We start from the raw sequence: 18,387 nt of genomic DNA, 5'->3' as shown, positions 1-18,387 counted from the left end.
CAATACGTGTTTACAGGGCTGTATCGCCGCTAATTAGCCGCTGGTATTGCGCGCCACTGGTGTTAGGCGCAGCTGTTTTAGCTACAGTTTAGGGTAAGGTCCCCGGCCTGTGCTGGCCGGGGTTTTAATGGGTTTAATGACTTTAAATGGGCATTAAGGCTTAAAACTTTAAAAGCAGCTAAACAGCGCAAGCCCTGCATTGCACCAATATTTTTGCAGATTAAAAGTAACTGTGGGCAAAACGCGTTGTTTGGCTATCTAGAATATTGTTTTCGCCGGCCTGCCATTCAACTAGTTTCTCACCGGCGTTTTTTGATATTTTCAAGCACTTCCACTGTATCTCGCGGTCTTTGGGCAGCTTAATTTTTTTGCTCCAATTCGGGTGGTCAGAAGCTGTTAGCTTCACGGCTTGGTCAATATCCCAGTTGCCGAGTTGCTCAATGTCTCCGCTAATGTAAAGGGCTTGCCCTTTTTCGGTAAAGGCGTTAGCGCAGGTGAAGTGTATTTTCCTGTTGTCACTCATCTGCGCTTTATTTTTGCGAAAGCGATATTTTAATGTTTCATCGTTAAAGCTGATCTGATAGTCGCCGGCTTTATAAACCTGAATGTTTTTACCATTGGCTTCGGCGCGACGCTTTTTGTGTTTGCCCGGTTTATCGTTGTCTCCCCAGTTTGTAGACCAGTCGGCAAATGCGTCAAACTTAAATTCATCCATTGCACTTAGTTTTAGTTTTATATGCCATACGCCGTCGACACAGCTCATCGCCTGGCTAGCCCAATTGTTAAAGCTGCCGCGCAGGTACATGCTCGGGTAGCGGCAATCATTGTTATTATCTGCGCTAAGCATGGCCGCACTTGATAAAATGGCTGACTGCCTGGCGGCGACATTAAATTGCGCGTAGCCGTTTTGCTCTACTTCTATGCTTGGGCCCTGGCAGTGCTTGTCGCTATAGCGCGCAAGCGCTAAGTTGCAGTACTGGCCTGCAGGCAAGCCCGTATACAAATACTCATTTAAACTTTGGCTGCGATCGCCGTTGATCACCACATAACCCAGCTGGCTGCGAGCAAAGGCAACTTGGTTGCCGTTATCTGGCTTGCTCCACCAGTTTTCGACGGGGCTGCCATCTGTGTGTTTGCGAAAGCCGGCCATATTGGCAATGGCCAATTCGCGGTGTTCGCAAAGCCAGCCGCCGCTACAGCTGCTGGCGCCGTGGCTCGGTGGGCCCTGGTCGTGATCACTCCAGTCGTAGCTGGACATCACTTTGGGATAACCGTAGGGCCAGGCAAGGGCAAATACGTGAGCGAGAATATTAATATCGTTGCCGTCTTTGTGAGTAATGGTGTTGTTGCTATCCTGGCGCTGATTATCGTGGTTGGCGACAAAGGTGACCGCCGTATTACTGTTTAACCAGCCGTCCCATAAACCAATATTTCTCAGCTCTTTGAGCTCGCCACGGCCTTTAAAAAAGTGGCCGATCGTGCGGGTAAAGTTAAATTCTGTTACCGCGCCAATATGGCTGTACATTTCAGGTGTGATCGGTTCACCGCCGCCACCTATGACCTCCTGATAAATATAGGGCTGGCCGTGTAAACGGCTGACTATGTCGGCGATATCGTCCGCTGGCATATGTTTGGCGGCATCAATACGAAAACCGGCAACACCGAGCGCTAACAGATCATTTAAATAAGTGGCAATTTTATCCCGCACGTAGTCATTTTCTGTGGCTAAATCATTGAGGCCAACCAGATCGCAGTTTTGCACCGACCAGGCGTCGCTGTAGTCAATATCTTCAACACAGTTGTGAAAATGCTCACTGCGATAGGGCACAACGGGAAATGATCGATCCCAGGCTGCCATATGGTTAATCACCGCATCAACGTAGATGTCGACACCCGCGGCATTACAGCGCTCAACCATGGCTGCAAAAGCTGAGCGCCCGCCGGAGCGCCCTTGAATGTGATAACTGACAGGCTGATAGCGTGTCCACCACTGCGGGCCATCGATGGATTGTTGCGGCGGAGAAACTTGTACGGCGGTGTAACCGGCTGGAGCAAGGTGGTTTTCACATTCACTGGCAATGTCATCCCACTGCCATTCAAAAAGGTGAACAAAGGCGCCGGCATAAAGCTTGTTGGAAAAAAACAAGCAGGAAAATATAAGCACTAGAAAATGCAGCTGCTTGTTTAACTTAGAATGCCTGTAAAATTTCAAGTGCCTGTCAGGTATAGAGTGTCTGTCAGGTTTAAGGTGTTTTAATCGTAATTTATGAAAGGTATATGATAGATGCTGCTTTGTTTGAACGTCATTGCTATCCATAGTGACTCCCAGTGCGAAGCACAGCTAAGCCTATCGCTAAGCGCCGACAGGCTCGCCTTGTTCATTGAATGAAACAGGCGTGAAAATAAATGTTGTAGAACGCGTATCACATTATTATTTTCACTCTGGTGTGTGCTGCGCAGCGATGCAAAGCTTACATGGCTAATATGTGTAGACAAGTTGAATACGTATTCATCGATTACACATAGCTATGCAATGGCCGCTAGTGCGTTTGGGGCATTTATGTGTAAAGAGCTTGTGTTTTTGGTAGCTGTCGTGTTTGACGAATATATGTGACTCAAGAAAAGGGCACCGCTAAGGGTGCCCGGTAAGTTTATTAACGTAAAAGCTATGTTATTGAATAGCGCCTGTTAGAAAACACGCTTTAGCTTTGCCTTTGCTCGGGTCGCCAAAAGTTTGCTTGTTGCAAGCGATCGAATTTGTTGCATTTTTATAGTTAAATTTATTGTTTTGTTTATCGCCGTAGGCCACACGCTGTTTGCCGGTAAAATAACAGGTTTGATTTTCTTCGGCGCACAGGGTTTGTTGTTTGGCTGTGCCTAAATCAATAGGGCCGACGGGGATAAACTGCCACTGTTGATTTGTTCTGGCGTTGTAATTACTGAAGTTAAGTACCTGTGCAGTTAAAGCTTTATTTTCCTGTGCGTCGAGCATGGCGTAGATGCCGGGTTTGAGCCACGATAGTTTCCAGTGTTGTTGGTAGTCTACGCTCATTTCATCTTGTTCGTCTTTTTTTACTGCAATAATGCGGTTGTTTTGTTTGATGGTAAATGCGTCGTATTGACTTGGTATAAGCCGAAATTCTCTGTCGTTAACGGCCTCAACTTTCCAGATTTGGCTGTCTAGGCCTGAGTCGTTTGCAAGAGTGATGCTGCGGCTATTGATTTCGTTGCCGCTTAGGGTAAGTGCTTGTTTGGAGGCGACATTGATGATTTTGTACTCCTGGCCGGCAATAAGATTGTTCGGCAGTTTGTGATCATAGGGCCGTGAAAAACTAATATGCTCACCTTTAACAATTTTGACGTCATTGTTGCGTGAATACGCGGCAAAGCTGCGCAGCATGCGGGTGTCGTAATCGCTGTTGAGATCGCCGGTGCGTTTCTCTGTCGATGCATCATCGGTGTTGTGACCGTTGCAGTTGGTAATGGCCTTGCCGATAAACTCGCCTTTGTCAAAGTCATACATGCGATATTTAACGCAGAGTTTGTCGTAGTTGCCTTTGTTTGCGGAAAGGCCAACGTCAAGCACTACGTTAACGCGCTTGGCATCGATATCTTTACTGGTCCACGGTGCTGCAAAGCGCCTTTCTATGCCGGTGTCATAACCACAGTCTTTATTTTTTACCGCGCTGAGTTTGCCGTACTGATCGACACTTCGGTACTTAAATTCAATGGCTGTGCCCTTGGGGCGATTTTTTTTCTTGCCTACACCAATGCCTACAACAAAACTATTGCCGGCTAATTTACAGCTTTTAAGGTTGCCGCTGGAGTCATCCGAGCTCCAGCCGTGATCGCTGCGTTTTAAACGCGATATTGGCAGTTTGTTGTAGTTAAAAACGCCTACGGCGGTGCTGGCAATCAGTTGTTCAAGCTGCGTAAGCTGCAGGTAACACTCGTGGTTTTTTTGTTTTAGTTGTTCACCGCTTAATTGGCTGGACACATCTAAACCACAGCTTTGGCGGGCGGCGGCAAGTGCGTCTGACAGGCGATTTAATTTTTCGCGGGCCTGCTCTGGCGAGAGCATAAGCTTGGCGCCATCGACAATGTGCTGATAGAGTTTGGCGTCATTTTTACGCAAGTTGGAAAGCCGTTGAATATTGCGCGAGTGCTCGGCCAGGGTATTGGCTTTTTTAACTAAGCTCTGCTCCAGCCCCTGGTTGACGGTAAGGTAGAAGGTTTCCGGGCTCAGTTCACTGCTGTTGCCGACGATATTACTCGCGCGGATCACTTCGCTGCCGCTCAGCTCGTAATCACTTAAGCGCAGCTCATAGATGGCACTTTGCGGATATTCGGCGGCGCTAATGCTACTTTGCATGGCCTGACAGCTTGTTTTATCGGCGTTAAGGCAAAATTCTACTTTTGCAACACCAAAATAATCGCGCACAGTGCTTCTAATAAGAACGTTGTTTTGTGTTGGGTTGTTTTGTGCTGTATTGGTCGTCGGGGCGCTAAGAATATTAATCGCCTCAATATGTGCGATATCCGGCTTTTCATTGGCGCGATCAATGATTGAAACGATGCTGCGCGCAACCAGTTGTTTTTCCAGAGGGGGTAGCGCCTGCAAGGCGCCGGGCATATTGTCGTAGGCGTTTTGGCTGGCAACGGTGTCGAGCAGCTGGCCCTGGCGATTCGAGAACGAAAAGGTAACGATGGATGTGTCGTTTAGGCTGAGTATATTGTTGCCCGAGCCAAAACAATAAAGCGCATCGTTTAGATTGCTGTCGTTACAGTCAAGCTGTTGATAGGCTTTATTGAGCACGTCGAGGCTGCTTAAGCCAATATTGGGGTAGTGTTCGCTATGGACCACCGAGTGAAAACTTTTCTCGTGGTGAACGCCCGCATCGTCGGTGATGCTTAGGTCTATTCTGGCAAGTTGATCGGGAATAAACGGGGCGTAGGAATCCCAGCTGCCATTTTCTACCAATATACCGGCATCGTTATCAAAATAACTAAAACGGCCATTGTTCACAGAGGTGTTAATACCGAGTAAACCACCTTGTTGTAAGTAGTTGGTTTCTTCAAGGCTTAAGCAAGATTCATCGCCGGCCTGGCCGAGTATCGTAAATTCATCCGATTGCATGCCCGGCAGCAAGGTCTCGTCGCTTGTTATGCTAACGGTATTCCACAGCGTATCGCCGATATAAATATTAAATTTGGGCGAAATATCTGAAATGCTTGCCGATCCGACATTTTCTAAGGCTAATTTAAGTTGTAGTTTTGAAAAACAAGCTGCGGTGGAGACATCGGTGTTGTGAGAGTAGGTGGAGTGGGCAACACGCAGCTCTTCGGTGACCGAGCTGCCGTAGGTCCACTGGTGATTCGTGCTTACTTCGAATTTAACGGTGGTGCCCGTTTCTGTGCCGAGGCTCTTCTCGGCGCCAACGGTCACAGCAAAACCGTGGCTGTGAGCGTAGGATTCGGTTTGTTTCGTGACCGTTTGTTCGGTGTCCATTTCGCCGTGGGTAATACGCGTTTCATTTTGTAGGGTAAAACGGTAGCCAAGCAGGTTTGCGCGAATACTTGGCAACGCGGCAACAAGCGGGTGGTTATAAGGGCGCTCGAGCACGTCGGCCTGAATCAGACCGAGAACTTCCTGACGGTCGGTATAGGGGTCGCGATCGCTGCTCGCTAGCAGTGGGTGGCTATAAAATACCGGTAGTGTATTGCCATTGCTGTCGCGCTCCTGGTAAATGGCGTAATCGTTTACCAGCTCAAAAAGTATGCTGGCAATGGACCCTTGTTCATGCGTTGTTCCAACAATCAGGCGGCTATTTTCAGCAATGCCTTCGGCAAGAAACTGGGCGCGCAAGGCTTGATGGCTTTCGGCTAGTTTAATCAGCCACTGGCTTTGATCGAATGGGTGCTTGCGAATTAGCAGGTTGTCTTCAAATGCTTTGGCTGCAAACTGGAAAACGGCATAACCATCGACCGCATCGCGCGACTTAAACGCTTGCCAGTCAGCATCGGAAAGCTGCCGTCTTAAACCAACTATCTGGTTATCCTGCACGGTATAACCATAGGTTTCGAGAAAATCTGAGATGCCGTCGCCGTCCGAGTCCTGAGCGGCGCTAACGCGCTTTACTGTGCTCTCAAACTTGTTCGCTGCTATATAACTACGAGCTTTTGCTGAGTTGGCCAAACGACTGTTTGGCTGCCCTAAGGCCATGACTAAACTTTCGTCGCCATCGGCGATACCGTCCATATCGGCATCGGCGACAACAGCTGCAAACGTCGATAGCGGCGGCACCTTGCTAAGTTCGCTGTTGGCGACTGCGCCCGGTGAAGCTGCAGCAAGTGCACTGCTTAGTACTAACGGCAAGGCCCGCCGTGCCCTGAAATAAGATTTCATTGTTTGTCTCCCAGTTTGTTTGTTGTTTTTAATTGCTGTTGCAGTGAGCGTCGCAGCCTAGAGAGGGCAGCCTTGAACGACAATCACCCTGAAGAGGGAAAACAAATGAAACTTTTATTAAGTTATTGGCGCTGCGCTGACTTCGCCTCACTTGCAAGGCAAGATGTGCGTTTGCCTGAGTTGTGATGTTGCGCCAGGCGTTTTGCTGTTGGTCAAACGCGTATTTATCAGAACATAGGTTTCAGGACATGGGTTTCAGGACATAGGTTTCAGAACATGGGTTTCAGAACATAGGTAGCTGTGTGAATATACTTATTGCCGATGAACACTCATTGGTTCGCTTTGGCCTGCGCTCGTTGTTATCGCAGTGTGAGCGCTGTCAAGTCTTAGCAAGTGTTGACTCTTGGTTTGAACTGGAGTCTTGGATACAAAAAAATCATTCATTGGCCGGGCCGGCTACCATCATTGTCGACTTTAATATTTATGCGGCGGCGGTAGAAAGATTGAACTTAAGCCCGGGGCAGGGGCCCAACTGTGTTTTTCGGCGGGTTAAATTTATTGCGCTTTGCGGCCAGTGTTTCCCCGGCTGTTTAAGTGTGCAGGCTATTCAGCAGCTAGATGGCCTTGTTGGCAAGTACACGGCCATTGACGATATTTTGCCGTGCATTGAGGCCCTTAGACAAAACCGGCGTTTTGTGTCTGCGGGCCTTAATAACCATGCCTATGGTGGGGCAATGCTGTTAAGTGCAAGAGAGATGCAGGTGCTTAAGCATATTGCGCTTGGACATTCGGCGCGGGAAATAGCGTCTGACTTGAGCCTATCGGTTGAAACGATTAAGTCTCATCGAAAAAACCTGATGAAAAAACTGAAAGTGAAGCGTGTAGGCGCCTTGATTCTGCAGGCCTGTCGCAGCGGTTTCTTACGGGATATTGATATAAAGGACACGCCCTCACTGCTTGATCAACACAGCTGTTAAGCCTTTTGCATAAAACTTAAGTTAATTTGTAATAAATGCCGGTTCTTAGCAGACAATACCTAGTATCTGCTTTATTAGCAGTTTTATTCATTATTGTTTAATTGATTGTATTTAGGAAAACCAATGACGTTTAGATATCCCTCTGTGGCGATTGTCGCTCTTTTTTTTAAGTCTGTGATCGGCTTGTTGTTTATCGCTCTTTTTTCGATAACCAGCTATGCCGGCGCAGCCGACACAAGCGACACAAAAAACGCCTATATTGCCGATAGCCCAGAGCAGGTTCGGCCTGTTTTTGTTGGCCAAGCCTTGCCCGACGCGATTTTAGTGGGGCTCGATGGTAAAAAAGTTAGCTTGAGCGAACTTGTCGACAGTAGCCCGAGCTTGATTATTGTTTACCGCGGTGGATGGTGTCCGTATTGCAATAACCACTTTCAGGATTTACGCAAGATCCTGCCAACATACAGCAAAAAAGGCCTGAAAATCATCGCGCTTAGCCCAGATAGCCCAGAGAGCTTAAAAGAAACAGATCAAGACTATGGCAGTGTGTACCAACTGTACTCTGACAGTGATATGCAGGCCGCCAAGGCGCTTGGTTTGGCTTATAAGGTATCGGCCTCAACCAATGCTATGTTGAAGTCTTACGATATCGATCTTAAACAAGCATCTGGAAAAGACCACGGCTTATTGCCGGTGCCTGCTGTGTTTGTTGTCAACCGCGAGGGCGATATTAGTTTTAGTTTTGTTTCACCTGAATACAAAGTTCGCGCGAGTAATGCTGTGGTCGCTGCGGCGATTGAAGAGGTTTTATAAAATTCAGGCCGGCTTTGATTGCTTTTTAATGATATGACAAACGCGCCGGTTTTAGCCGGCGTTTTTTTTCTCGGTGTTGTGCGCCAATTAGCCAGCGCAGCGGCTATCTTCATATAACTGTTATCAAGTTGAAAACAACGGCGATTAGTTTACGGGCCTTCTTTATTGCCTGTTCACTATAGGGAGATCTATGAATCGCCGTCGTCTATTAAAACACTCTGGCATTGCTTTATTAACCCCATTTGTTTTAAACGTAAAATCTGTCAATGCCGCTATTTTCAGCAGCTCTGAGCAAAATGGCTCGGAAAATTGGCAAGATGTATTTTCCTGGTCTGTTGCCTCCGGCGACCCAAGTAGCAGTGGCGCGATTATCTGGACCAGAATTAACGAACTTGAATACCGTGAACAAGCCTCGCTTAGTTTTGATGTGGCAAGTGACAAACATTTCAACAACATCGAATACTCAGGTTTAGTCAGCGCCGAGGCGCTCGGCAGCCAGCGCGATTACACGGTCAACATAGATCTCGACGGTTTATTGTCTAGCTCGAAAACTTATTATTATCGTTTTCATTACCGTGGCGAAACGAGCCGCACCGGCCGTTTTAAGACCTTGGCCAAAGAGGGGGTAAGACTGGAAGAGCTCAACATTGCGGTGTTGACCTGTCAGGATTACAGCACTGGCTATTTTAATGCGTTTGATCGCTTGGCTGAAGAAGAGCTTGATTTTGTTGTGCACCTTGGTGATTTTATTTACGAATACGCCGAGTATCCGAACTACGCTCAGCACGTTCGCAAAATTAAACTGCCAAGTGGTCAGAAAAAAGCCGATAACCTTGAAGATTATCGCCATATTTATCGTTTGTACCGCGAAGATCCGAGTTTACAGCGGGCCATGGAGCAGCACGCCTTTGTGATTGTCTGGGATGATCACGAGACAGCAAACGACTGTTATTGGGATTACGACAACGATACCTTGGGTTTGCCCGAGGATGACAGCCGCCATTCGCAATCGGCTGACAAGCTGCGCCAGCTTCGACGCGATGCCCAGCGCGCGTGGATAGAATATATTCCGGCGCGAGTGCAGGTAGATGAAAGCGCCGAGCACCCCTTTGATTATTTAAAAATGTACCGCCGCTTGGCTGCCGGTGACTTGCTTGATTTATTTATGACCGATAGCCGCAGCTACCGAACTCAGCAAGCCTGCGCCGAAGGTGGCAATGCGCTTGGCTGTAAAGGTAATAAATACTGGTCTGATCAGCAGAGCATGCTCGGCTTAGAGCAAAAAGAGTGGATGCTCGATGGCATGATCTCATCCAATGCAAACTGGAAGGTCTGGGGTAACCAAACCATGCTTGGGCAAATTGCCCTGACTTTTCTTGGCGCGCAGCTAAGTTACGCTAACTTTGACGCCTGGGACGGTTATCAATACGAGCGCGAAGATATATTAAGGCGCTTAAAAGATGCCGGCATTGATAACCGCCTGGTTGTGCTGACCGGTGATATGCACACGTACTTAACGTCATATATTAAGCTCGACTACGGCAATATTAATAACTGGGATTACAGCAATCTTTCGGGCGTAGAGATTATGACGCCGTCGTTAACCTCACCGAATATTGATGACTTGCTGCGCAATGCCATTAAGGTGCCGCTGTCTAGCCAGCAGCTTGCCAACGGCGGCGTGCAGACAAACAACCCCCATATCAAAGATTTCAGCAGTGGTTTGCACGGCTACACACGGATGCAGTTTAAGCGCGATGAGATTTTTTGGTGGGTGTACGATGTTAAAACTACGTATGCAAGCAGTGCAAAAAAACTGAGCCGAGCCTTTAAGTACGAAGCCGATGGCACCTGGATTCGCCGGCTCAAGTAGTTTGTAACCGCCACGGCCCCCACGTTAGTAACTAAAGTGGGGGCTTTCGTTCTTAGCGCTAAGAGCGCGGGCGGCCAAACACAGCGGTCCAGTAGATGCCATATTCACTGCTGCTGCTTTCGAAAACGCTGGCGCCGAGCTCGGTGTAGTTGGCATTCATTATATTGGCGCAGTGGCCGGGGCTGTCGAGCCAGCCGGCCATCGCACGTTCGATGCTGCGTTGGCCGGCGGCGATATTTTCGCCGATATAACTGTAGTGATAGCCCTGTTTCTGAGCGCGTGATGCGGGGCTTTCGCCTGAGAGGCTGATGTGATCAAAGTAGTCATTGTTTGCCATATCCTGCGAATGTAGATAGGCGGCTTTGTTTAAGCTGCAGTTCCAGCGCAAGGCGCCGGCGGCGGGAAAAAACTGCCCGCCACACTGTCTATCGTCGGCTCGTGCTCGATTGTGCGCATCGAGCAGCTGCTGCTCAGTTTCAGTGATTTGACAGTTGTCTTTGTTTGAAGCGGAGTCGCTGCCAGGGCTCGGTGTTGGGCTTGGGCTCGGTGCTGGGCTTGGGCTCGCTGCTGTGCTCGGCAGTGGGCTTGGCGCGGGGCTGCGATTGGGAGTGGGGTTGCCCAGCGCATCGTTTTCATCGTAGTCGACGGCCAATTCAACCCCGGCAAAATCGCTTTCGGCCAGCAGGGTAATTTGATATTCACCTTCGAAGGGTTCGGTAAGTTGGCAGATTTGGCTTACGCCTTCACTGTTCGACAAGCACTGGATGGCCGAGCCGCCGCCCGACTGGCTGTAGCTGAGCACCAGGCTAAGCTCGCCGACACCCTTACTTGTTTCGATTACCAAGTTTTCGGCGCCTTCTGGAATCAGTATGACAAAGTTAAGCTGCTCACCGCTGTCGGCGCTAAGGTTGGCCAGGCGCTCGCCTTGAAAAACAAGCTGCTCGTCACGTGGCTCTGGGGCTTTGTTGTCGGAATTGCCATCGGTCAGAGAGCCTGTTCTGGGGCCGCTACTATTGTTGTTAGCGCTGTTCTCGCTGTTAGTGTTTGCAACCGGGTCCGAGCCGCCTGAGCCACACGCTTGCAGCGTCAAAATTAAACCGGCTGCGGCCGCTACGTGCAAAAGGCGTGGCACGTAATAGCGTTTTTTTGCAGCTGATAACAAATACGCGTGCGTTAACATGGGGCAAGCCTTAAATGAGTTTTATTAGTGTTAACAGACCCTAACAATAACCTTTAAGCACGGCTGTGTCTGTGCGTCGCTGAGCACTATGCATGTAAGCTGAGTCACACTATTCCTGCTTGTTGAGGGCTGCATTGGTTGGCGATAGATTGATGCTGGCGCATTCCAGTGCTATTGTAGTTTTCCGCGCAAAATCCTGCCTTATCTGCGTTTATTTCATTTTCTCTTGCTCTCTGCTAGCCCGTCTTATGTGGCCCGTTTAGCTGGCTGACATTTGTTGGCTGTACTTACGTTGGGCTTATTTTTTAGCGATCGATAACGGTGTGCTGACTGATGATGTTTTGTTTCCCAAGGCGCAAAGCTTTGGCTAGAAGCCGTAGACATACCTGGCGCTTTGTAGCTGAATATAGGGCGCTTTGTAGGTGCTTATGTTGCGCAGGCTAGTTGCTGCAAGGTTGCCAGTGTTGGGCATTGGGCCGCGAAGCTTGGTCAAACTGATCTTGGCTCAGCTTGTCGTGATTCAGCTTATCGCCGTTCAAACAAGTATTGCCGATCGCTACCGCTTTGCCGCCATTGACGGTTTGTTTGAGCAACAGGTAGGGGCTTATCTGTTGCCGTGTATCTATCGACAGCTTGGCCACGATATTGTGATTGTTGATTACCCGGCCAAGCGTGCACAGGCTTTTGCTAATTCGGGCAATGTCGATGGCGAAGTGATGCGTATATATAACTACGCGATGGATGCTCCGAATACGCTGCGTGTGCCGACGCCCTTTTATCAACTGGAAACCAGCGCGTTTTTTACGCGCGACAAAGACTTCTCTCAGCTTTCGCTTGAACAGATAAAGGCGCTGCGGGTGGTAAAAGTTCGGGGCGTTAAACATACAAAATTTATCACCGACGGCTTTAAAAACGTTCGTGATTTAAGCAGTTCCGAACAGATGTTTTTATATTTACTGGCCGGGCGCGCCGACATTGCTCTGACAAATACCAGTAATGGTGTGCACACAATAAAGCGTTTGGGCTTAGATGATGCTTTTTCCAGAATCGCGGAGCCTCTGGATGTACAGCCGCTATATCACTACGTGCACAAAAGCCGCGCAGAGCTTGTGCCTGCACTGGATCGTGCAATACAGAGCCAAATTGCTAGTGGTGAGTTACAAGCGCGTGCTCGCGAGGCCGAAGCCCTGCTTTATATGGGCACTTCGCCGGGTGCTGCTGCGACCTGTTCAGCCCAATCAGTAGCGCTGGATAACAGGTAGCCCTCGGGCTTAAACTAACGCGGTTACAGATCGCCAAATGCTACCGCTAATCGCCCGCTGATTGCTGAGACAAAATTCCGGTGTTATTTTTGCTTTTTGTGGAACGATGCAGCTTTTTCTTTGCTGATTTCTGTATTTTCTATTTTAGGCCGTTGATGGATATTGTTTACTGCAGTTCGATGGCGCTTGGGGGGCTGTTTTGACGGCTTTCCCCGAGCATTTTCGGTATTGACGTAGTTCGATAGTAGCTCGATAGTAGTTCGATTGTTGTTTGACGTAGGGTTTTAGGGACTTTTTGCTGATGATGCTTAAATTGTCAGTGATTCTGGTGTTTGTTGTAAGAAAGATCAAAGTATGGGCGAACGCTTGTTTGATTTGTCGCCGCTCGATTATTTCTGTTGCCTGTATCACCGCTTTTTCATTGTTTGGCCACGTTGCTGTTGCCAGTAGTTTTAAATTTGCCGCGACCGACGGCCTGTTTGCACAGCAGGTTGGCCGCTATATGTTGCCGTGTATCTATCGAGAGCTCGGCCACGAAATAAGTATTGTTGACTACCCGGCCAAGCGCGCGCTGTCATCGGCAAATAGCGGCAGCGTTGACGGTGAGGTTATGCGTATTTACGACTATGGCGATTACGCACCGAATACCGTGCGTGTGCCTACCCCGTATTATTATGTCGATACCACTGCCTTTTTTTTAAAAGACAAGGCTTATGAAAATCTAAGCCTTGAAGAGATTAAAAAACTCAAAGTGGTGAAAGTGCGCGGTGTTACTCACACAGACTTTGTTAGCAAAGATTTTGCGCACGTTAAAGACGTAGATAGTACCGAGCAGTTGTTTCTGTATTTGCAAGCCGGGCGAGCCGATGTGGCCTTAACTAATGCAAGCAATGGCCTGCACGCAATATCACTGATGGGGCTTGAAGATACATTTTCAAAAACAGCGGAACCTCTGGATACTCAGGCGCTATATCACTACATCCATAAAAGCAAATCTGCTGAGCTTGTGACAAAAGTGGATACAGCCATTAAAAAATTAATTGATAAAGGTTTTTTACAGCAGCTTGCGCGCGAAGCTGAGCTTAGGCTGTACTCCGGTGCCAAAGAGTTACACAGCAGTGCCTGCTCAAGCCAGGAGCTGGCCGCTGATACTAAACCATAGCTCTTAAATAGTAGCTCTTAAACACGACGCCTGATCAGCCGGGGTGCTAGTACTTGATACTGGCGTTTTTATCAGTGCTTGTACTTGTGCCTGATAAAGGCGCTGATGGTGAAGTTGATGAGCTTTTTACTGGTTTTTTTGTCGATGTGCTGGCGTTAACTAAGTGCCAGTCGGCGGTGGTATCGCTGAGCATGCCGGTGCGGCGCATCAGTGGCCGAATTAAATTTTTCTCGCGCATGGTTTTTAGGCCAAGGTTAAGGGCCTTAAGTACCTCAGCGCTGTTTGGCGCATGCTTAGATACCGCAAAAACACGCTCGTCGGGCAGGGCTATCTTCAGCCCCGGAATTGGCGCAAGCACAATATCTGAACCATCGTTTTTGTTTGTGGCGTAGCGCCTTAAACCGGGATGGCCGGAAAACTCTAAAATACTTAAATCGGCCCGGCCCGCGTGCATAATTGTAAATAAGGTATCGGCATCGACGGCCTGTTTGATATTAAAAAAACCGGCTTCGTGCAGGGCTTTTTCATCGACCGGCCAGTTTGCGCCAATAGCGATGCTGAGCTGTTTAAGCTCGTCGATTGAAAGTTGTTGCAGTTGCTTTATTTTTTCTGGCCGGGCGTAAAAACCTTTTTCGTATTCACCCAGGCGAAACAGTGCTTCAGACAGCGCCAGTGTGGTTTGGTGTGCGCTTACCTATGAGCCCCACAGGGTTTCTGCTGCAATATGTATCTTGCCTTGAGTCAGCTGTTCAATTAAGCGCTTGTGGGTGGGGTAGCGCACATAGCGAATATCCGCATTGAGCCCGCCGTAGGCCAGAAGCTGTGCAGTAAGCGCGCGCTGCACCGCCGATGCAGATGGAAAGCGGTACCACCACTTGCTTAAGTCTGTTTTGGGCGAGGCTAGTACCTCTTTAAATACCGCAAGCTCGGGCTTGTCGCTGTTCAGCACGATGCCTATGCGCACCGGCGTTGGTTTCGGGGGCGCTGGGCTTGTTTCAGCTGTGGCCGGGCTTGCGCTGCTGAAATACAGCAAGCTCAGGCAGAAAAGGCTGCGGATCAATACTCGGCAAGCTGTGCCTGAGGCCACAATTTGTGCTCCTTTTATATGGCGAAGAAACGATAGCATCAGTATAGACAAGCCAGGTGCTGCGCTTGGCTAGGGTTTACAGGAGCTGGGGCTTAAGGCTTTGTTTGAGCTTGTGGCTGCGCCTGCGCAACAGGATAGGGCAGGCAGGGGGCAGGATAGGAAGCAGGACAGGGGGCAGGATAGGAAGGTACAGAGCCTTAGAGGATGCTGAAAGCCAACGGTGTTTTTACAGGTCGTTAATGCGTTTCCAGCCGGCAGTTTTTTCACTGAGCATGCCGGTGCGGCGCATCAGTGGCAGAATTAAATTTTTCTCGCGCATAATTTGAAGGCCTAGATTAAGTGCGCGCAGTACTTCGTCTCCGCCCGGTGCCAAGACGGATACGGCAAATATGCGCTCATCCGGCAGTAAGATTTTAAGGCCGGGAATCGGGGCGAGGCTAATGTCGGAGTGATCGCTCATATCTTTGGCGTAAATCATTAAACCCGGGTGGCCGGAGAATTCCAATATGGTTAGATCGGCGCGGCCGGCGTGAATAATCTTAAACAGTGCATTGGCATCAATGGCTTGTTTTATATTGTGAAAGCCGGCGTGTTTTAGCGCCTTTTCATCGACGTCCCAGTTCTCGCCTATGGCAACACTCAGCTTTTTAAGCTCGCTGACCGGAAGGTTTTTAAGGTGTTCGAGTTTGTCTGGGTGCGTGTAAAAACCTTTCTCATATTCGCCAATGCGCAGCAGTGGTTCAGATAAGGCCAGCTTGCCCCGGTGCGGCCTTAACTGCGATGCCCAAAGTGTTTCAGCGGCGATATGAACCTTGCCTTGTATCAGCTGCTCAATTAAGCGCTTGTGCGTGGGGTAGCGAACATAAACAATGTCGGCGTCGAGTTCACCGTAGGCCAGCAGCTGCACCGTCAGCGCCTGCTGCACGGCTGCCGCTGACGGAAAGCGATACCACCACTGGCTTAAATCGGCTTTTGGCGAGGCCAGAATTTCTGAAAAAACCGCAAGCTCCGGGTTGTTGATATTTTGAACAATGCCAACCCGCACCTGCCTGCGCTCTGACGGCTTGTCAGCAGCGGCGAGGCTTGTGTTGCTCTGGGAATACAAAAGCAGGCAGTAAAGGCTGAATATCAGCAATCGGTAAGGCGTGCCTGGGGCCACAGCTAGAGCTCCTTTGGGGCAGGCTAAAAGACAGATCGGTGCACCTGATCAGTATAGACAAGCCCAGCGGGCCCCAATTTGGGCACCGCTTAGTTATTTGGCAGAAGGCTGCTTGCTTGAGCGAGTATCTGTAGGCGAGGCCGGCAGTTTTTCGGTCTTTAGATCCAGCAACTGCTAAAAGCTTGAATAGCTGGTGACATCTGGGTTCTGGCCAGTGCTCGAGCTGCCGTTGCCTGCTGGGGCCTGTTCTCGGGGCCAATTTCTAGCCCGTCAGGAGCTATTCCAGGGAGCTTTGGTCCGCAAACACCTTCGCCTGGCACAAGTGAGCATATTTTGGTGCTTGACCGCGAATCTTTCGCTGATATAATTCGCGCCTTTCCGATAAACCTTGAGGCCACTAAGCTTCAGGTTTTGACGACATGCCAGAGTGGTGAAATTGGTAGACACAGGGGATTCAAAATCCCCCGCCCTTAAAAGCGTGCCGGTTCGAGTCCGGCCTCTGGTACCAATATTAAAAAGGCCTGCAGCGATGCAGGCCTTTTTTGTTTGGGGCCTAAAAATAAAAAAGGTAGCACACAGGTAACACGAATATTTACCGGTGTTGTCCTCTCTTAGCTGAATCGTACTACCCAGCTATCTATTTATACATGTTTGAACCTCGACTAGCTTTTAATCTAGTTGCATCTCAGGTTAGGGAAAGTGGTGTTCCAGTCATTTATGTTCAGCATGAAACGCAGCTTGGCGTTTTACGCTATCAGAGTGAAGCTTGGCAGGTACCAGTTGAGCTGAATAATAAAGGCTCAGATATTTACGTACGAAAGCAGGCTTCAGACTCGTTTAAAAACACCGATCAAAAAAATACCTAGATAGCCTGGCTATTCAGGAGCTAATTATATGTGGCATGCAAAGTGGGTTTTGTGTAGATAGCACAGTTAGGTGTGCTCTTTCTCTCGGCTACACCGTCACCGCGACTGTTAACGCAAATAACTTGGTGCTGTAGTGAGGGTAAAATTGTATCAATGCTACCAACAATGGTTAGCTGGCTTATTGACAGTGCACGCTCACTAACAAAATAAATTTGTTATATTCCCCCTAGCTTTATACCTGCCTCACGTCGGCACGAAGCTAATAAACGTTCAATCGAATCTTTATTTGGCAGTGTTCGGGCTATGGCGACGGCGCCAATCATCATGGCGGTGACAGATAAAATATCTTGTTCGTCACAGTCGGTGTAGCTCTGTGCGTACTGCATAATCGCGGTATTCATATTGTCGTAAGTATTGGCGTAAGCCTTATTGGCTTCTTTGTTTTTTATGTTGATATCGGTGGCTAAAAAAGCGAGCGGGCAGGAATGCTTGCCTTTTACATGCTCGATGCTTAAGTACCGGTTTAACAATAATTGTAACCACTCTTTGTTGCTTAACTCGTCGGGTTTGGGGTTGGCAAGTTTGGTATTGTTGGCGGCAAATTTTAAGGCTTCGCGATAAAGCTCTGCTTTACTCGCAAAGTGAGCATAAAAACCACCTCGGGTGAGCCCGCAATTATTCATCAAGTCGTCGATGGTTACCCCATCAAAGCCTTTTATTACAAATAGTCTGAAGGACCTTTCAAGGATCTTTTCCCGGGTTTTGTTTTTGTGAGCCTTTGAATAGGGCATAACATAGCACCGCAGCGAATATTTATATGATCTTTATCATATTAAATATTTACCTTATGATGAAGCTCTATCTTCTATAGCTGGGCTTGGGCGCACTGACGTATATTCGCTATCTGAGCCAGTTGGGAACCTGCTGTTAGAATCTTTAGCTGTAGTAAAAGTGAAATATCTGTGCTCTGAGCGTCTTTGACGCCAGTTGCTGTTATCAATGGAACTAATTTGTCGGTATCTTTTGTAGGGGGGGCTTGTGGTAAGTGGAAGCTGTTTATGTGGTGAGCTGACGTATCAAGTTCGTTTGTACGCCGATAAGATATTTAACTGTCATTGCCGTTTTTGCAGGAAAGCACATGGCGCAGACTATGTCACCCTGGCTCTGGCTGATGCGAACACCTTAACGCTTGTTGATCATAAAAAGCTACTTCGGGAACACAAAAATAGCCTGGGAGGTTACCGCGCATTTTGTGCCTGTTGTGGCACAAGGCTGATGAACTATGGCCCGGATAAAAACAAGTATCTATCCATTGTTGTGAATACGCTCGATACAGCCCTTAGTCACTACCCGGTGGCGCACTGTAATACTGAATCGAAAGCGCCCTGGTGTGAGCCGTATGAGGGTATCGCAAGCTTTGAGGCTTTTCCGCCTTTAGGTAAGTAGGGGGAGAAACTCAGCAAGAGCGTTTCATTTTTGACGCCAAAAATAAATAAATACGCGACAATTATTTTATTTTTTCACTTGTTCGCACACCCGCCATAATATGATCTTGATCATATTATGGCGGGTGTTAGGGTCTCTGGATTGATTTTGCGTACGTAC

General features: G+C 48.6%; 13 protein-coding genes, 1 tRNA gene and 1 pseudogene. 8 read left to right on the top strand and 7 right to left on the bottom strand.

The features are described from left to right. Window positions 1-220 precede the first annotated feature (220 nt). Both CFK45_RS12685 and CFK45_RS12680 read right to left on the bottom strand, forming a co-directional pair. Window positions 221-2,164 (bottom strand): carbohydrate-binding module family 20 domain-containing protein, encoded by a 1,944-nt coding sequence (locus tag CFK45_RS12685; protein ID WP_239923673.1) that lies wholly within the window; start codon window positions 2,162-2,164, stop codon window positions 221-223. 507 nt (window positions 2,165-2,671) lie between these two features. After that, window positions 2,672-6,406, bottom strand: a complete 3,735-nt coding sequence (locus CFK45_RS12680) for a binary toxin-like calcium binding domain-containing protein (RefSeq protein ID WP_096086818.1) — start codon at window positions 6,404-6,406, stop codon at window positions 2,672-2,674. A 302-nt stretch (window positions 6,407-6,708) separates the two neighbouring features. On the opposite strand from CFK45_RS12680, the gene CFK45_RS12675 reads away from it, so the two are divergent. The 3 genes from CFK45_RS12675 to CFK45_RS12665 all read left to right on the top strand — a co-directional run bounded on the left by CFK45_RS12675 (window position 6,709) and on the right by CFK45_RS12665 (window position 10,066). Beyond that, window positions 6,709-7,383: a response regulator transcription factor gene (locus CFK45_RS12675; protein ID WP_096086817.1), complete on the top strand. Its 675-nt coding sequence runs from the start codon at window positions 6,709-6,711 to the stop codon at window positions 7,381-7,383. A gap of 123 nt (window positions 7,384-7,506) precedes the next feature. Beyond that, window positions 7,507-8,193 (top strand): peroxiredoxin-like family protein, encoded by a 687-nt coding sequence (locus CFK45_RS12670; RefSeq protein WP_096086816.1) that lies wholly within the window; start codon window positions 7,507-7,509, stop codon window positions 8,191-8,193. 190 nt (window positions 8,194-8,383) lie between these two features. Continuing rightward, on the top strand, window positions 8,384-10,066 hold the full coding sequence (locus tag CFK45_RS12665; RefSeq protein WP_096086815.1) for an alkaline phosphatase D family protein: 1,683 nt from the start codon (window positions 8,384-8,386) through the stop codon (window positions 10,064-10,066). 58 nt (window positions 10,067-10,124) lie between these two features. Here the strand turns inward: CFK45_RS12665 and CFK45_RS12660 are convergent, their stop codons facing one another. After that, complete coding sequence (locus CFK45_RS12660) at window positions 10,125-11,246, bottom strand: CAP domain-containing protein (RefSeq protein ID WP_096086814.1); 1,122 nt, start codon at window positions 11,244-11,246, stop codon at window positions 10,125-10,127. Window positions 11,247-11,674: 428 nt separating this feature from the next. Here CFK45_RS12660 and CFK45_RS12655 point away from each other — a divergent pair, with 428 nt between their 5' ends. Both CFK45_RS12655 and CFK45_RS12650 read left to right on the top strand, forming a co-directional pair. Beyond that, window positions 11,675-12,508 (top strand): substrate-binding periplasmic protein, encoded by an 834-nt coding sequence (locus tag CFK45_RS12655; protein ID WP_096086813.1) that lies wholly within the window; start codon window positions 11,675-11,677, stop codon window positions 12,506-12,508. Window positions 12,509-12,809: 301 nt separating this feature from the next. Further along, window positions 12,810-13,670, top strand: coding sequence for a substrate-binding periplasmic protein (locus CFK45_RS12650; protein ID WP_096086812.1), 861 nt, complete (start codon window positions 12,810-12,812; stop codon window positions 13,668-13,670). A 46-nt stretch (window positions 13,671-13,716) separates the two neighbouring features. Here the strand turns inward: CFK45_RS12650 and CFK45_RS12645 are convergent, their stop codons facing one another. From CFK45_RS12645 to CFK45_RS12635, 3 genes are all read right to left on the bottom strand, one after another. Beyond that, a complete protein-coding gene (locus CFK45_RS12645) occupies window positions 13,717-14,124 on the bottom strand; it encodes a hypothetical protein (protein WP_096086811.1) in 408 nt (135 codons plus the stop codon). A 240-nt stretch (window positions 14,125-14,364) separates the two neighbouring features. Then, complete coding sequence (locus CFK45_RS12640) at window positions 14,365-14,757, bottom strand: hypothetical protein (protein ID WP_143247579.1); 393 nt, start codon at window positions 14,755-14,757, stop codon at window positions 14,365-14,367. A 226-nt stretch (window positions 14,758-14,983) separates the two neighbouring features. After that, window positions 14,984-15,916 (bottom strand): amino acid ABC transporter substrate-binding protein, encoded by a 933-nt coding sequence (locus CFK45_RS12635; protein ID WP_143247578.1) that lies wholly within the window; start codon window positions 15,914-15,916, stop codon window positions 14,984-14,986. A gap of 421 nt (window positions 15,917-16,337) precedes the next feature. On the opposite strand from CFK45_RS12635, the gene CFK45_RS12630 reads away from it, so the two are divergent. Then, window positions 16,338-16,424 (top strand) — tRNA-Leu (locus CFK45_RS12630). Between the two features lie 357 nt (window positions 16,425-16,781). After that, a pseudogene (locus CFK45_RS18910) lies at window positions 16,782-16,916 on the top strand (isochorismatase family protein); the annotation flags it as partial. Window positions 16,917-16,997: 81 nt separating this feature from the next. On the opposite strand, the gene CFK45_RS12615 reads toward CFK45_RS18910, so the two are convergent. Further along, complete coding sequence (locus CFK45_RS12615; protein ID WP_096086806.1) at window positions 16,998-17,573, bottom strand: TetR/AcrR family transcriptional regulator; 576 nt, start codon at window positions 17,571-17,573, stop codon at window positions 16,998-17,000. A gap of 247 nt (window positions 17,574-17,820) precedes the next feature. On the opposite strand from CFK45_RS12615, the gene CFK45_RS12610 reads away from it, so the two are divergent. After that, entirely contained in the window at window positions 17,821-18,228 is a 408-nt protein-coding gene (locus CFK45_RS12610) for a GFA family protein (protein WP_204378473.1), read from the top strand. Window positions 18,229-18,387 lie beyond the last annotated feature (159 nt).

Origin of the sequence: Agaribacterium haliotis (assembly GCF_002312815.1) — a bacterium.
GTDB classification, from domain to species: Bacteria; Pseudomonadota; Gammaproteobacteria; order Pseudomonadales; family Cellvibrionaceae; genus Agaribacterium; species Agaribacterium haliotis.
Note: the sequence above shows the minus strand (reverse complement) of the source record. Positions and strands in the feature narration are given on the sequence as shown.